The organism is Paenarthrobacter sp. NyZ202 (assembly GCF_049860755.1).
GTDB lineage: Bacteria > Actinomycetota > Actinomycetes > Actinomycetales > Micrococcaceae > Arthrobacter.
This window is the reverse complement of sequence record NZ_CP187556.1, coordinates 2,744,012-2,758,851: the sequence shown is the minus strand read 5'-3', so window position 1 is coordinate 2,758,851 and position 14,840 is coordinate 2,744,012. Positions and strand designations below refer to the sequence as shown.

At 65.0% G+C, this 14,840-nt stretch carries 13 protein-coding genes and 2 tRNA genes; 10 read left to right on the top strand and 5 right to left on the bottom strand.

Annotated features, from left to right (window positions below):
• Positions 1–12: 12 nt before the first annotated feature.
• From ACPFL9_RS12800 to ACPFL9_RS12790, 3 genes are all read right to left on the bottom strand, one after another.
• Positions 13–807 carry an ABC transporter ATP-binding protein gene (locus ACPFL9_RS12800; RefSeq protein WP_426003095.1) on the bottom strand — a complete coding sequence of 265 codons (795 nt, stop codon included), beginning with the start codon at positions 805–807 and terminating at the stop codon, positions 13–15.
• An 87-nt stretch (positions 808–894) separates the two neighbouring features.
• A complete protein-coding gene (locus ACPFL9_RS12795) occupies positions 895–1,608 on the bottom strand; it encodes a response regulator (RefSeq protein WP_426003093.1) in 714 nt (237 codons plus the stop codon).
• A gap of 4 nt (positions 1,609–1,612) precedes the next feature.
• A complete protein-coding gene (locus ACPFL9_RS12790) occupies positions 1,613–2,797 on the bottom strand; it encodes a sensor histidine kinase (RefSeq protein WP_426003091.1) in 1,185 nt (394 codons plus the stop codon).
• A 120-nt stretch (positions 2,798–2,917) separates the two neighbouring features.
• Between ACPFL9_RS12790 and ACPFL9_RS12785 the strand changes: the two genes are divergently transcribed.
• From ACPFL9_RS12785 to ACPFL9_RS12740, 10 genes are all read left to right on the top strand, one after another.
• Positions 2,918–3,970, top strand: coding sequence for a 3-isopropylmalate dehydrogenase (locus ACPFL9_RS12785; protein ID WP_426003089.1), 1,053 nt, complete (start codon positions 2,918–2,920; stop codon positions 3,968–3,970).
• Between the two features lie 123 nt (positions 3,971–4,093).
• Complete coding sequence (locus tag ACPFL9_RS12780) at positions 4,094–5,206, top strand: branched-chain amino acid aminotransferase (RefSeq protein WP_426003088.1); 1,113 nt, start codon at positions 4,094–4,096, stop codon at positions 5,204–5,206.
• A 320-nt stretch (positions 5,207–5,526) separates the two neighbouring features.
• Positions 5,527–6,336: an MBL fold metallo-hydrolase gene (locus tag ACPFL9_RS12775; protein ID WP_426003086.1), complete on the top strand. Its 810-nt coding sequence runs from the start codon at positions 5,527–5,529 to the stop codon at positions 6,334–6,336.
• 31 nt (positions 6,337–6,367) lie between these two features.
• Positions 6,368–7,144, top strand: a complete 777-nt coding sequence (locus ACPFL9_RS12770) for a fumarylacetoacetate hydrolase family protein (protein WP_426003084.1) — start codon at positions 6,368–6,370, stop codon at positions 7,142–7,144.
• 120 nt (positions 7,145–7,264) lie between these two features.
• The gene (gene gltX / locus ACPFL9_RS12765; RefSeq protein WP_426003082.1) at positions 7,265–8,785 is read left to right on the top strand and encodes a glutamate--tRNA ligase; all 1,521 of its coding nucleotides are present in this window, start codon (positions 7,265–7,267) and stop codon (positions 8,783–8,785) included.
• 11 nt (positions 8,786–8,796) lie between these two features.
• A complete protein-coding gene (locus ACPFL9_RS12760) occupies positions 8,797–9,537 on the top strand; it encodes an HAD family hydrolase (protein WP_426003081.1) in 741 nt (246 codons plus the stop codon).
• Between the two features lie 126 nt (positions 9,538–9,663).
• Positions 9,664–9,735 (top strand) — tRNA-Gln (locus ACPFL9_RS12755).
• A gap of 126 nt (positions 9,736–9,861) precedes the next feature.
• Positions 9,862–9,937: transfer RNA gene (locus ACPFL9_RS12750), tRNA-Glu, on the top strand.
• Positions 9,938–10,023: 86 nt separating this feature from the next.
• Positions 10,024–11,796 carry a dynamin family protein gene (locus ACPFL9_RS12745; RefSeq protein WP_426007560.1) on the top strand — a complete coding sequence of 591 codons (1,773 nt, stop codon included), beginning with the start codon at positions 10,024–10,026 and terminating at the stop codon, positions 11,794–11,796.
• Positions 11,793–13,409 carry a GTPase gene (locus tag ACPFL9_RS12740; RefSeq protein ID WP_426003080.1) on the top strand — a complete coding sequence of 539 codons (1,617 nt, stop codon included), beginning with the start codon at positions 11,793–11,795 and terminating at the stop codon, positions 13,407–13,409. The genes ACPFL9_RS12745 and ACPFL9_RS12740 overlap by 4 nt, the downstream gene beginning before the upstream one ends.
• 42 nt (positions 13,410–13,451) lie before the next feature.
• On the opposite strand, the gene ACPFL9_RS12735 is transcribed toward ACPFL9_RS12740, so the two are convergent.
• On the bottom strand, positions 13,452–13,988 hold the full coding sequence (locus tag ACPFL9_RS12735; RefSeq protein ID WP_426003079.1) for a DUF1697 domain-containing protein: 537 nt from the start codon (positions 13,986–13,988) through the stop codon (positions 13,452–13,454).
• Positions 13,989–14,001: 13 nt separating this feature from the next.
• Positions 14,002–14,721, bottom strand: a complete 720-nt coding sequence (locus ACPFL9_RS12730; protein WP_014922101.1) for an IclR family transcriptional regulator — start codon at positions 14,719–14,721, stop codon at positions 14,002–14,004.
• Between the last annotated feature and the right edge of the window lie 119 nt (positions 14,722–14,840).

Below are 14,840 nucleotides of genomic sequence, written 5' to 3'. Positions count from 1 at the left end.
ACGAAGCACGGCTCATGCCCCCAGTTTGCCGAGGGCTGCCAGGACCGAGTCGGCTGATGGCTGGTGGATCTCGCCCACCAGTCCGCCGTCGCTCATCAGCACCACCCGGTCTGCGTAACTGGCGGCCACGGGGTCGTGCGTGACCATTATGATGGTCTGGCCCATCTCAATGCTGCTGCGGCGCAGCAGCGACAGGACCTCGCCGCCGGACTTGGAATCCAGGTTTCCCGTGGGCTCGTCACCGAACACGACGTCCGGACGCGTCAGCAGCGCCCTGGCCACGGCGACCCTCTGCTGCTGGCCTCCAGAGAGTTCGTGCGGCCGGTGCATTAACCTGTCCCTCAAGCCCAGGGTACTGACAACGGTATCCAGCCACCCGGCGTCGGCTGTTGTGCCCGCCAGCGCCAGCGGCAGGGTGATGTTCTGCTCGGCGGTGAGCGTGGGCACCAGGTTGAAGGCCTGGAACACAAACCCGATCCGCTCCCGACGAAGGGCTGTCAGTTGGCGGTCGTCGAGTCCGGTGATGTCGGTTCCACCCAGGACGATGCGGCCCGAGTCTGCGGTGTCCAGCCCGGCCAGGCAATGCATCAGGGTGGACTTGCCGGAGCCCGAAGGGCCCATGATGGCGGTGAACTTTCCGGCCTCGAAGCTCACCGAGACCTCGTTGAGGGCCATGACCCGGGTGGCGCTGCGGCCATAGCTTTTGGTCAACGCGAAAGCTTCGACGGCGGGCCGTGCGGTGGGCTGGGCGGCAGCGGGTCCGCGGTCCGGACCGGACGGGTGGGGTATGGACGTGAAAGTTGTCATGGTTTCACGCTATTTTCCGGACCCGCCCTGCCGGATCGGGCAGAAGTACCATCCTTCCGGCAGTCCACTCATACCCAGGTCTGAGGGCTACGTTCCCGGCGACACGACTCCGGTCTCATAGGCAATGACCACAACCTGCACGCGGTCGCGGGCGCCCAGCTTGGCCAGGATGTGCCCCACGTGGGTCTTGACGGTGGCCTCGGAGAGGAAGAGCCCGGCGGCAATCTCCGGATTGGACCGGCCTTGTGCGATGAGCTTGAACACTTCGTGCTCGCGGGCGGTGAGGCTTTCCACGGCGGCAGCGTGCTTGCTTCGTTCCGGTGTTTGCGCCTGCAGCAAGGGGGCGACGTGGTCCAGTAGCCGGCGGGTCGTGGACGGCGCGATGACAGCATCCCCGCGGTAAACCGTACGGATGGCATCAAGGAGTTCCTCCGGGGGAGCATCCTTGAGGAGGAATCCGCTGGCCCCCGCCTGGATGGCCGCGAGGGCATATTCGTCAAGGTCGAAGGTGGTGAGCACCACGATCTTTACGTCGGCACGCCGGGAACCTGCAGGCTGGGCGGCGGCCTGCTCCAGCAGGCGTCGGGTGGCTTCGATGCCGTCCATGCCCGGCATCCTCACATCCATCAGTACGACGTCGGCCGCAGTAGCATTCAAAGCGCGCACGGCTTCGATTCCGTTGCCGGCCTCGGCAACAACCTCCAGGTCCGGCTGCGAGTTGATCAGCATGCCGAAACCCGAGCGGACCAGGTGCTGGTCGTCAACGAGTGCCACCCTGATGGGCGGGAGAACATCCGGCATGGGGTCAAGCCTCCGAGTAGGGAATGAATGCGGACACACGGAAACCGCCGCCCTGTTCCGGGCCTGCGGTCAAGGAACCATCGTAAAGGGAGATCCGCTCGCCCATGCCACGCAGTCCGTTGCCGCCCCCGGGGGGCGGCGGATCAGCAGCGGCTCCGCGGCCGTCGTCGAGGATGTCCAGTTGCAGGCCGCGGCCCTGCCACGCGAGCGAGACCTTTGCGGTCGCCGTCGGACCGGCGTGCTTCATAACGTTGGTGAGGGCTTCCTGGATGATCCGGTAGGCGGTCAGTTCAGCACCGGCCGGAAGGTTGCGGCGGGGGAGGCCGCTCTGTTCGAAGGTGACCTGGAGGGTGGCCGCGCGGAAGCCCAGGAGGAGTTCGTCCAGGTCGGCCAGCCGCGGCTGCGGCCTGGTGGGGGAGTCGTCGTCGGAGCGCAGGACCCCCAAAAGGCGGCGCATCTCGGCCAGGGAGTCCCGTCCTGTGGCAGCAATGGTCGCCAAGGCTTCGGTGGCGAGTTCGGGCTTCGCCGCGGCAGCATAACGTGCGCCGTCGGCCTGGGTGATGATCACGGACAGGGAATGGGCCACGATATCGTGCATTTCACGGGCGATGTGGGAGCGTTCATCGGCGGCAGCCAACTGGCGTTCCTGCTGCTGCTCGACTTCCATCCGCCGCGTCCTGTCCTCGAGGGCCTGCAGTTGCAGCCGCCGGACCCGGGTGAGGTCGCCCAGCGTCCAACTGACCAGTACCAGCATCCAGATCAGTACGGTGTAGAGGGCACCGATGGTGAGACCCATGATGCCGGACTCGGCCGAACCGGAGTATTCCCGCGTGGTAAGCATGACGCCACCGAGCAGTCCCAGCAGCAGGACAGTGCGGCTGGCCCATGCGGGACCATAGGCGGCTGTCGCATAGATGATGAGCGGGACGGCGATTTGGCCGGCTACCGGTTCTGCGCCCACCGCCCATTGGACGAGGCACACAAGGACCACGACGCCGGCCGCCACCACCGGGCGGGTGCGTCGCCAGGCGAGCGGCAACAGGAGGCCGCAGGAGAAGAGGAACAGGAGGGGGCGGTCGGCCAGCAGGTAGACAGGGCCAAACAACAGAAGCAGGAGGATGGTGGCCGTCAGGTCCACCGTAAAGCGGTTTAAGCGGAACCATTCATATAACGCGTGCCTTCTGTCCACCCCACGACTCTATGTGCCGGGACCGCTCCGGGCATCATGCCAGGGTCTGAGGTTCAGGGCGGCTGTTCACAAGATGAGACGATTTTGACCAGCATGTGGATGACGCGGCTAGATGGAGTCATGAGTGCATCGTCCATCAATCTTGCTGTCATCCCCGGCGACGGCATTGGCCCCGAGGTCATTGCAGAAGCCGTGAAGGTCCTGGAAAAGGCTGTGGCCGCCGAAGGCGTCACCCTTGAGCAGACCCACTACAAGCTCGGTGCCCAGCACTGGCTTGAGACCGGCGAGACACTTCCGGACGAGGTACTCGAGGACCTCCGCACGCGCGATGCCATCCTTTTCGGCGCGGTGGGGGCAGCCCCGGGTGACACCCGGATTCCCTCCGGCATCATCGAACGCGAGATGCTGCTCAAGCTCCGCTTCAGCCTGGACCACTACGTCAACCTGCGCCCCTCCCGGCTGTACGGCACGGTGGGAAGTCCGCTGGCAAACCCGGGCGAGATCGACTTCATCGTGGTCCGCGAAGGCACCGAAGGACCCTACGTTGGAAACGGCGGCACCCTCCGCGGCGGAACTCCGCATGAAGTTGCCACCGAAGTCTCCCTGAACACGGCGCACGGTGTGGAGCGGGTGGTCCGCGATGCCTTCCGCCGCGCCAACGAGCGTCCGCGCAAGCACGTCACCCTCGTGCACAAACACAACGTCCTCGTCTTTGCCGGACACCTGTGGAAGCGCACCGTCGAGGCCGTGGCCAAGGATTTCCCCGAGGTCACCCATGACTACCTGCACATCGATGCTGCCACCATCTTCCTGGTGACCGACCCCGCCCGATTCGATGTCATCGTCACCGACAACCTCTTCGGCGACATCCTGACCGACCTTGCAGCTGCCGTCACCGGGGGCATCGGACTCGCCGCGTCAGGCAACATCAACATGGACCGCACCGCACCGTCCATGTTCGAACCCGTCCATGGCTCCGCCCCGGACATCGCAGGCCAGCAGAAGGCAGACCCCACTGCTGCGATCCTGTCAGCAGTGCTGTTGCTGGACCACCTTGGCTACACCTCGGCGGCCCGCAAGATCGAAGCGGCAGTCATTGCCGACGTCGAAAGCCGCACCGGCGAGCCGCGCAGCACCGCTGCGATCGGCGACGCCATTGCGGCCGCACTTTAGGCCCATTACCCAGGCGTAAGCTTGTCTTGAATTATTTACCTGCTTCCTTGGTCCATCGCTGAACCACACCCTCTTTAAGGGGGCCGCGGTTCGCACTGCCAGGTAGCTGACTGTGGAGGAAACATGACTCAGACTGCCCATGGCGTCGAATTCAGCCAGCAGCTTTCGGCCAACCCGAAGTCTGTTGAGGAGCGTGCAGCCGTCCTGGCGAACCCGGGGTTCGGCGACTACTTCACCGACCACACCGCCGTCGTCGACTACAAGGTCGACGCCGAAGGCAAGGGAGGTTGGCACAATGCCCGCATCGAACCCTACGGACCGATCGCCCTGGATCCTTCGGCTGCGGTTCTGCACTACGGCCAGGAAATCTTCGAAGGCCTCAAGGCCTACCGCCACGCCGACGGTTCGGTCTGGACGTTCCGTCCGGAGGCCAACGCGGCGCGCCTGAACAAATCCGCCCGTCGCCTGGCGCTGCCGGAACTGCCCGAGGAGTATTTCCTGGGTGCTATCCGTGAGCTGGTCCAGGCCGACAGGGAATGGGTACCCTCCGGTGACGGCGAGGCCCTGTACCTGCGTCCGTTCATGATCGCCACCGAGGCGTTCCTTGGCGTCCGGGCAGCCCGTGAAGTTTCCTTCCGCGTCATCGCCTCGCCGGCGGGCAACTACTTTGGCGGTGAGCTCAAGCCCGTTTCCATCTGGATTTCCCGCGAGTACGCCCGCGCAGGCCGCGGTGGCACGGGTGCGGCGAAGTGCGGCGGCAACTACGCCGCGTCCCTGATCGCCCAGCAGGAAGCCGAAGCCAACGGCTGCAAGCAGGTGCTTTTCCTTGACCACTTCAACGATGACGCCGTGGAAGAGCTCGGCGGCATGAACGTGTTCTTCGTGTTCAAGGACGGCTCGCTTGCTACGCCGGCGCTGAGCGGCACCATCCTTGAAGGCGTCACCCGGTCCTCCGTCATCCAGGTGGCCAAGGACATGGGCCGTGAAGTTTCCGAGCGCAAGATCACCCTCGACGAATGGCGTGAGGGCGTAGCGTCCGGCGAGATCACCGAGGTCTTTGCCTGCGGTACCGCCGCGGTCATCACACCGATCGGGGTGCTCAAGGACGCCACCGAGTTCATCGGCTCCGAGGACGCCAAGGCCGGCGAGACCACCATGGCCATCCGTGAACAGCTTCTCGGCATCCAGACCGGAACGGTCGAGGACCGCCACGGTTGGCTGACCCGCCTGGTCTAGCAGCAGAATCCACGACGGCGGCCGGTTACCTTGGGCTTTCAAGGTGACCGGCCGCCGTCGTACTCCCCGACCCTCTCTCACCAAAGTCCCACTTCCCGCGGACCCTCTCTCACCCAAGCCCCACTTCCCGCGGACCCTCTCTCACCCAAGCCCCACTTCCCGCGGACCCTCTCTCACCGATGCCAGGCGGGTGAGAGAGGGTTGGCTGTAAGGGGGCCTTCGGTGAGAGAGCGTCCAGTGGAGGGGGCGATTAGGTGATAGAGGGATGGCAGGAAGGTGGCGATAGGTGAGAGAGGGTCGAAGGGTGCCAAGATAGGACGGTGACTTCCAGCGACGCATTCCATCAGCCCGAGAGCCGGCCCGACAGCTCGCTCCAGCAAAGCAGCGGGCTGACCCGCTTCCGGCTGGCCCCCAATCCCGGGCCCATGAGCCTGGATGGCACCAACTCCTACGTCATCGGTGCGCCGGGATCGGACCACGTGGCCATCGTCGATCCTGGACCGGAGGACGGGCCGCACCTGGCCGCACTGGCTGCGGCCGGAAAGGTCGACGTCGTCCTGATTACGCATCGCCACGCCGACCACACCGAGGCCTCCGCCCGGTTCCATGAGTTGACCGGAGCGCCTGTCCGGGCCGCCCTCGCAGAACATTGCCATGGTGGGGAGCCACTCACTGATGGCGAGGTGATCCATGCAGCCGGCGTCGAAATCCGCGTTCTTGCAACCCCTGGCCATACCTCGGATTCTGTTTGCTTCCACCTGCCTGCTGACGGTCCCACGGGGTCGGTGCTGACCGGCGACACTATCCTCGGCCGCGGCACAACGGTCCTTGACTACCCGGACGGACGCCTGGGTGACTACCTGTCCAGCCTCGACCGGCTCGAAGCACTCGGACCTGCGACCCTGCTCCCGGCCCATGGCCCCGTGCTGCCGGCTCTTGACGCCAAATGCAGGGAATACCGTGCGCACCGCGAGCAACGGCTGGAGCAGATCCGTGCCGCACTCGCCCAGGTGGGGGAGGACGCTTCCATCGCGCAGGTCACCGACGTTGTCTATGCCGACGTCGATCCTTCCGTCCGCTGGGCAGCTGAAACGTCGGTGGCGGCCCAGTTGGACTACCTGCGCAGCTGAACGCCTCCAGCCTGACGGTAGGCTTGAGCCCATGCGTATCGCCCGGTTTGTAGTTGATTCTGATCCCCTTTACGGCATTGTCGAAGGCGAGCCCGGCAGTGAGGACATCACTGTCATCAACGGCGACCCTTTCTTCAACGGTGTTGAGCGAACCCACACCAAGCACAAGCTTGAGGACGTCAGGCTGCTGGCTCCGATCATCCCGCGCAGCAAGGTCATCGGCGTGGGCCGGAACTTTGCCGAGCACGCCGCCGAACTTGGCAACGAAGTTCCCCAGCAGCCGCTGTTGTTCCTCAAGCCCAATACGGCCGTGATCGGTCCCAACGATCCAATCGTGTTGCCGGAGTTCTCCGAGGAGATCTCGTTCGAGGCAGAGCTGTGCGTGGTGATTGGCCGGATCTGCAAGGACGTTCCCGAGGACCGCGTTGATGACGTCATCTTTGGCTACACGTGCGGCAACGACCTCACTGCCCGCGATGTCCAGAAAACCGACCTGCAGTGGGCCCGCGCCAAGGGGTTCGACACCTCCGCGCCGTTGGGGCCCTGGATCGAGACTGAACTCGACCCGGATGACCTGGACATCCGTGCGCGCCTCAACGGCGACCTCCGCCAGGACGGCAACACCACGCAGATGATCCGCGGTGTCCGCGAACTGGTCTCGATCGTCTCCCACGCCTTTACCCTTCTCCCGGGCGATGTGATCATGACAGGCACGCCGGCCGGGGTAGGCCTGATCTCCGAAGGCGACCGCATCGAGGTGGAGATCGAAGGCATCGGCCGCCTTTCCAACCCGGCCGTCCGCCGCTGACGCACCCGGCCCCGCCCAAAGCACGACGGCGGCACCCGCCTTCCGTACGGAAGGCGAGTGCCGCCGTCGTGCGGTTAAGCGGGAAAACGAAAGGAAGCCAAGCGGTAAAGTTGAAGCACTATGACTACTGCTTCTGCGTCGAACGCTGCCTCCAGCGACATCCCTGCCGTCAACGCCGAGACTCCGGTCCGCGTCCGCTTCTGCCCGTCTCCCACAGGTACGCCGCACGTTGGCCTGATCCGCACCGCCCTGTTCAACTGGGCCTACGCCCGCCACACCGGCGGCAAGCTGATCTTCCGGATCGAAGATACGGACTCCGCCCGGGACAGCGAGGAGAGCTACCACCAGCTGCTGGACGCGCTCAAGTGGCTTGGCATCAACTGGGACGAGGGCGTGGAGGTCGGTGGGCCGCATGAGCCCTACCGCCAGTCGCAGCGGGGCGATATCTACCAGGACGTCATCGCGAAGCTGAAGGCCGGCGGACACGTCTACGAGTCGTACTCCACTCCGGACGAAATCGAAGCACGGCACAAGGCTGCAGGCCGCGACCCCAAGCTCGGCTACGACGGCTTCGACCGCCACCTGACCGAGGAGCAGCTTGCCCAGTTCAAGGCCGAAGGCCGTGAGGCAGTCCTTCGCCTGCGGATGCCGGATGAAGACATTACCTTTACTGACCTTGTCCGCGGTGAGATCACCTTCAAAGCAGGTTCCGTTCCGGACTTCGCGGTGGTCCGGGCCAACGGCGCACCCCTGTACACGCTGGTCAACCCCGTGGATGACGCCCTCATGGGCATCACCCATGTCCTCCGCGGCGAGGACCTGCTAAGCTCCACGCCCCGCCAGATCGCTTTGTACCGCGCGCTGTACGCCATCGGTGTGGCCGAGTACATGCCGGAGTTCGGCCACCTGCCTTATGTCATGGGCCAGGGGAACAAGAAGCTCTCCAAGCGCGACCCCGAGTCCAGCCTGTTCCTGCACCGCGAGCGTGGCTTCATTCCTGAGGGCCTGCTGAACTACCTTTCCCTTCTGGGCTGGTCGCTCAGCGCGGACGAGGACATCTTCACGGTGGAGCAGCTGGTGGCCAACTTCGACATCCACGATGTCCTCGGCAATCCTGCACGTTTCGACCTGAAAAAGGCCGAAGCCATCAACGGTACCCACGTCCGCATGCTCTCGCCCGAAGTATTCGAGGAACGGCTCGTTCCCTACCTTCGTGCTGCAGGTTTCGTGGGGGAGATCCTCACGCCGCGCCAGGAGGAGATCCTGCGGGAGGCAGCTCCACTGGTCCAGGAGCGCATCGCCCTGCTCGGCGAAGCACCGGAAATGCTGGCCTTCCTGTTCAAGGCAGACGACGCGATCGACGTTGCCGACGACGCCCGCAAGGGACTCCCGGCGAATCTCGATGAAGTCCTTGATGCGGCCCTCGCAGCGCTTGAGCCGATCCGGGAGTGGACCGCGGAGAACATCCAGGCCGCGCTGAAGCAGGCCCTGGTGGAAGACCTGGGCATCAAGCCCCGAGCGGCCTTTGGCCCCGTTCGCACGGCAATTTCCGGCCGCCGGATCTCGCCGCCGCTCTTTGAATCCATGGTCATTCTGGGCAAGGAGTCTTCCTTGGCCCGAGTCCGCGCCTTCCGCGGCTAGGAGGAACCGGCATGGCGATCGCAAGTTCCTTTGGCACCATCAGCGGTGTGCTTTTCGACATCGACGACACCTTGGTGGACCTTGAGTACGCCATGACCACTGCGTTGCGGGACGTCAGCGAACATCTCCTGCCCGGCCTGGACCAGGCCGGGTGGGTGAAGTTCGGACGCATCTTCACCCATGAAACGACGCACTTCTACGACCGTTACCTTGCGGGCGAACTGACCTTCAATGAGCAGCGGCTGCTGCGTGGCCGGGCGGCGCTGGGTCACTTCGGCGTGGAACTTGCCGATGGTGAAGAGTCCCGGGCCTGGGTAGCCGACTACCACGAGCGGCAGACGGCGTATGTCCGCGCCTTCGAAGATGTTGCCGGGGTGCTCGACGCCCTGGACGCAGCCCGTGTCCCTTACGGAGCCGTCAGCAACAATGTCCATGATTACCAGCGGGCCAAGCTGGATGGCGCCGGACTCTCCAGGATCCGGACCTTGGTCGGTACGGATACCGTGGGCGTCCCCAAACCTGATCCGGCGATCTACCTGGAGGGCGTCCGCCTGTTGGGCACTGCCCCCGGTGAGACCCTCTACGTGGGGGACAACAGACTGCTGGATGCGGACGGTGCCACCGCGGCGGGGCTGGTGGGAGTGTGGCTGAACCGGACCGGAGAGTTCGTGGAGGGATTCAGCGGGCGGCAGGTCAGCACCCTGTCTGAACTGCTGGCCAGTGGAGTCCTGACAGGCCCCGCGTCGGTGTGATGCAGGTAACGGCCTGACGATTTGTGCAGGTCAAAAGTGTCGGGTAGAGTAATTACTCGTGCTGAGGGGCACGGAGGGAAAAACCAAGGGAAACCGCGGTAAGGAACTCCGGTCCAAAAAGTGCTTTGGGATATGGTGTAATTGGCAACACTACGGTTTCTGGTACCGTCATTCTAGGTTCGAGTCCTGGTATCCCAGCTCTGAATATCACCGTTTGGAACGGTGAAATTCGGAAATTCAAATCGCTGAGTCGATTTGGATGAGAGCTGAAAGTGTGAAATACTCGTTCAGCTTGATCAGCGGAAACGATGATCAAAAGTGCAAGGCCCCATCGTATAGCGGCCTAGTACGCCGCCCTCTCACGGCGGTAACGCGGGTTCGAATCCCGCTGGGGTCACCAGCAAATCCCCCGGAACATCACGTTCCGGGGGATTTCTTGTTTGCTGCTTGTGCGAATGCAAAGCACCGGGGCCAGTGGCTGGCATGATGATCCTTGTGACACATCACGAACCGGATCCGAACCGCGAGGACTTGACCTCTGCTGTCCGGACCCTGGAGGACGCACGCGAAGCACTTGCCGCCACCACCCTTCCGCTGGAACTGCCGGGAGCCGACGCCGACCGGCGCCGGATCAAGGAGACGTTGGCCCAACTCGACGACTACATTCTTCCCCGGTACCGCAGCCTCGACGCTCCGCTGCTGGCCGTCGTCGGAGGTTCCACTGGGGCCGGCAAATCGACGCTGGTCAACGCGCTGGTGGGGTGGCCTGTCACCCGTGCCGGTGCAATCCGCCCCACAACCCGCCAGCCGATCCTCCTGCACCATCCTGAAGATGCCGAGTGGTTCCGGGGGCAGCGGATCCTCCCCGGCCTGGGCAGGATCCACGCGACTGTTTCCCAGGAACCCATGCCCGCCAGCCAGGCCGGTGCCTCGCCTGATGCCCAGGCCGTATCATCCTTGGTGTTGGTGGGCCACCCCAACGTTCCCCGGGGGATTGCCTTGCTGGATGCCCCGGACGTTGACTCCATATCCGACGACAACCGCAGGCTCGCAGGCCAACTGCTTGCCGCCGCCGACCTCTGGGTGTTCGTGACCACTGCCAACCGGTACGCCGACGCCGTCCCATGGCGCCTTTTGCTCGACGCAGCTTCCCGGGACATTACGGTTGCCGTAGTGCTGGACAGGGTGCCCGCCGAGGCGGAAGAGGAGGTCCGGACGGACCTGCAGGCAATGCTGCACCGGCAGGGACTCGGAGCGGCACAACTCTTCGTGGTCCGCGAAACCACTTTGGACGCCATGGGCATGCTGCCCGCCGACGCCGCTTCGGAGCTGCAGGCCTGGCTGTCGGAGCTGGCAGCCGACGCGGCCGCCAGGTCCGGCGTCGCGCGGCGGACGCTCAATGGTGCGGTGAAGGCGATCAGCAGCCGCTTCGAGGAGATCGCAGCCGCAGCCGCAGAACAAGACGCTGCTGACCGGCAACTTCGCACCGCCTGCACGGACGAATACGGGGCGGCACTCTCGCGGATTCTCGAGGCGACCAAGGATGGTGCCCTGCTGCGGGGTGAGGTACTCGCCCGGTGGCAGGACTTTGTAGGAACCGGCGAGTTCTTCCGGGCCGTTGAACAGAACATCGGTCGCTTCCGGGACAGGGTCAGCGCCTTCTTTCGAGGTGAGCCGGCGCCCGCGATCAAGGTGGAGACCGCCATCGAAACCGGTCTCCAGGCCGTCATCCTGGACGAGGCCGCCAACGCGGCAGAAAATGTTGACCGGCGGTGGCGGGCCGATCCTGCGGGACGGCAGTTGTTGGGCACGGACGATCTGGCGGGAACAAGTCCGGGATTCGATGCCCGTGCTGCGGCGGCCATCCGGGCCTGGCAAGAAGGCCTGATGGACCTTATCCGGACGCAGGGTCAGGGAAAGAGAACCCAGGCGCGGTGGCTTTCGTTCGGCGTGAACGGCCTGGGAGCCGCGCTCATGGTGGTGGTGTTCTCCATGACCGCGGGCCTCACCGGACTGGAGATCGGCATCGCAGGAGGCACCGCCGTGGTAGGGCAGCGGTTGCTGGAAGCCGTTTTTGGTGAGGACGCCGTCCGCCGGCTGGCGCATCAGGCGAGGGAGGACCTGCACACCACCTGCCAGCGGCTGCTGGACGGGGAGCGCGGGCGCTTCCTGGACAAGTTGGATGGCATGCAGTCCGGAGACGGCGTGGACCTCCACCCCCACGCAACTTCCCTCCGGCGCCTGGCAGGAGCCGCATGAGCCGACACGGCCAGGTCAGGCAAGCGTCCCGCCTCCAGCAACGGTTGGAGGCATTGAACACTGTGCGGGAACTCGCGGAGGGCATTCTTCCCGGGCCGGAGCTTCAGGCAGTCTACGAGGTATTGGAACGAGCCTCCTCGCGCCGTTCCCTGTCCGCAGGCCACACGGTAGTGGGTTTCTTCGGTGCCACCGGCAGTGGCAAATCGTCCCTCTTCAACGCTGTGAGCAACACTTCGCTGGCAACCGCGGCTGCCCGCCGGCCCACGACGTCGGCTCCGCTGGCCGGCATTTGGGGCGAACAGGACAGCGGACCCCTGCTCGACTGGCTCGATGTCCAGGAGCGCCACGTTCTTCCGGCTGTGCCCGGGCTGGCGTCGGAGGACTCAGGCCTGATTTTGCTGGACCTGCCGGACTTTGATTCCACCGCGGTGGCAAACCGGGAAATCGTCCAGCGGCTCGCGGGAATGGTGGACGTGTTGGTATGGGTCCTTGACCCGCAAAAGTACGCCGACGCAGCAGTCCATCACGGGTTCCTCCGCCCCATGGCCTCGCACGGGGCAGTCACCCTTGTGGTACTCAACCAGATCGACAAGCTCAATGATGTGGACGCTGCTGCGGTCATGGCATCCCTGGAAGGCATCCTGGACCGCGACGGGCTCGGCGGTGTCACCGTGCTGGGCGCCTCAGCGGTGACCGGGGCCGGCGTCGGGGAGGTCAGGGGCGCCATAGAGCGGGTGGTGACGCAGCGGGACGCTGTCACCAGGAGGCTGTCCGCCGATGTCGACCGGGTTGCCGCCGGTCTCACCGCAGCCTCCGGAACCGGGGAAGCCCGGGGCGTCAAGGGCAGTGCCACGGCAAGACTGGCCGCGGAATTGGCGACGGCGGCGAATGTTCCCGTGGTGGTCGATGCAGTGGCGCGCTCCTACCGGCTCGAGTCAGCCCGGCGGACCGGATGGCCCGCTGTCCGCTGGCTGCTTCGGTTCCGTGCAGACCCCCTCCGAAGGCTGAACCTTGGCAGGAAGGACGTACGGCCGGACCTCAACCGGACTTCCCTTCCGGCAGCGGGAGCGCCTGAGCGCGCCCGGACGGATGCTGCTGTCCGGGAATTTGCAGACACGGCATCGGAAGGGGCTCCGGGCCCTTGGCGGGCCAGCATCCGCAACGCCGCCCGGGAAGGGCGGGAGCAACTGCCGGACGCCTTGGACCAGGCGATCGCCGGCACTGATCTGAAGGCGTCCAGGCGCCCGGCTTGGTGGATGCTGTTCAATGTCCTGCAATGGACTGCCCTGCTGCTTGCCGCGGGAGGCTTGGGCTGGCTGGGTATCCTTGCCCTGCTTGCCTACTTCCAGATGCCGGTGCCGGACGTTCCCAGGACTGAGGGCTGGCCGTGGCCGACTCTCATGGTGGCAGGAGGGGTCGGGCTGGGCATCGCCCTGGGCCTTCTGGGCAGGATCATCTCAGGATGGGCCGCCAGGGTCAGGGCAAGGGGAGCCGGAAGGCGACTGCGGGCGGCAGTGGCTGCGGTGGCAAACCAGCGGATCGTTGCGCCCGTGGACGCCGGTATCAAGCGCCTGAGGGACTTCAACGCGGCGCTGAAGGACGCCCGCAGCTGAGAGTCCCCGCCCCAAGGGACAGGCGCCCCCGCTCATTCAGCCCTACAGTGCAGCGGCTGCGTCCCGGACCTTGACCAGGGTCCGCAGGTTCCGTGTGGTGGTTGATGCCTTGTAGCGGGCTTTGGCGGACAGTTTGCTGAAGGGGCTGTCCAAGGTTCCGCCTGCCGGCGCCAACCAGGCAGAGGCCTCCGGACCCAGCCGTACCTGTTCCACGCCGCCAAGCTCCTGGCCTGCCTGGAAGAGTTCATCGAGCATCGAAGTGTCCGAGGCGAGCGTGATGTAGCTATGGGTTGCCTTGTCGTCCGCCGGGTAGGGGCAAGCGTCCACCAGTTCAGCAACGCGGGCAGCGGTCAGGACGACCACCCATGCGTCGTATCCGAAAGCCTTCCGCAGGCAAGCCTCGAATTCCGCCTTCACGTCCTTGGCGGCGAGGTCGCTTTGCAGGACCACATTGCCGCTGGCCAGGAGCGTTTTGACCTTGCTGAAGGGGTAGTCCGCCAGCGCGGCCTTGAGGTCGGCCATCTTGATGTTGATGCCGCCAACGTTGATGCCCCGGAGGAAAACCGCGTAGCTTTCCATGCCACTCCTGGAGTTAGTCGTTGTTCTTGCGCAGTGCTTCGGTGAGGACCCGTGCGGCGTTGCAGACAACTTCCGCGTGCAGTCGACCGGGCTGGCGGGTGAGGCGCTCGATCGGACCCGAAATCGAAACGGCGGCGATGACGCGGCCGGACGGTCCACGGACCGGAGCCGACACCGAGGCGACCCCGGGCTCGCGTTCGCCAAGGCTCTGACCCCAGCCCCGCCGTCGTACTCCTGCCAGGACAGTGGGGGTGAACCGCGCGTTTTGCAGTCCTTCCAAGAGGCGGTCGTGATCTTCCCAGGCGAGCAGGACTTGGGCAGCTGAGCCGGCCTTCATGGACAATTGGGTTCCGACGGGAATGGTGTCCCGAAGGCCGATAGGCCGTTCGGCGGATGCGACGCAAACCCGCCAGTCGCCCTGGCGCCGGAAGATCTGCGCGCTCTCGCCGGTGGCGTCGCGCAATTGGATGAGGACCGGTCCTGCCGAAGCGATGAGCCGGTCTTCGCCGGCCGCGGAGGCGAGCTCCACGAGGCGGCTGCCCAGGACGAAGCGGCCCTGGATGTCACGGCTGACCAGGCGATGGTGCACCAAGGCCAGCGCCAGGCGGTGGACGGTGGGGCGGGCCAATCCCGTGGCGGCTACAAGCTGGGCAAGAGTCGTTGGTCCGGCCTCAAGTGCATCGAGTACCTGGGCCGCTTTATCAATGACACCGACTCCACTAGAATTGTCCATGTAATGATATTGCCGTCTCAATATCTGAGATGCAAGTTGTTTCGCTGGCTTGTTCGCCGGAGGTGCTGCTTCAGTGGATGAAGAACATTCCGGTGAACTGGAACAACCAACCGCAGTGA

Bases quoted from the DNA above. Each gene is read 5' to 3' on its own strand.
- ACPFL9_RS12745 (WP_426007560.1), top strand. From the start codon at position 10,024: ATGATCCTTGTGACACATCACGAACCGGATCCGAACCGCGAGGACTTG.
- ACPFL9_RS12780 (WP_426003088.1), top strand. From the start codon at position 4,094: ATGACTCAGACTGCCCATGGCGTCGAATTCAGCCAGCAGCTTTCGGCC.
- ACPFL9_RS12785 (WP_426003089.1), top strand. From the start codon at position 2,918: ATGAGTGCATCGTCCATCAATCTTGCTGTCATCCCCGGCGACGGCATT.
- ACPFL9_RS12730 (WP_014922101.1), bottom strand. From the start codon at position 14,721: ATGGACAATTCTAGTGGAGTCGGTGTCATTGATAAAGCGGCCCAGGTA.
- gltX (WP_426003082.1), top strand. From the start codon at position 7,265: ATGACTACTGCTTCTGCGTCGAACGCTGCCTCCAGCGACATCCCTGCC.
- ACPFL9_RS12760 (WP_426003081.1), top strand. From the start codon at position 8,797: ATGGCGATCGCAAGTTCCTTTGGCACCATCAGCGGTGTGCTTTTCGAC.
- ACPFL9_RS12795 (WP_426003093.1), bottom strand. From the start codon at position 1,608: ATGCCGGATGTTCTCCCGCCCATCAGGGTGGCACTCGTTGACGACCAG.
- ACPFL9_RS12735 (WP_426003079.1), bottom strand. From the start codon at position 13,988: ATGGAAAGCTACGCGGTTTTCCTCCGGGGCATCAACGTTGGCGGCATC.
- ACPFL9_RS12800 (WP_426003095.1), bottom strand. From the start codon at position 807: ATGACAACTTTCACGTCCATACCCCACCCGTCCGGTCCGGACCGCGGA.
- ACPFL9_RS12740 (WP_426003080.1), top strand. From the start codon at position 11,793: ATGAGCCGACACGGCCAGGTCAGGCAAGCGTCCCGCCTCCAGCAACGG.
- ACPFL9_RS12770 (WP_426003084.1), top strand. From the start codon at position 6,368: ATGCGTATCGCCCGGTTTGTAGTTGATTCTGATCCCCTTTACGGCATT.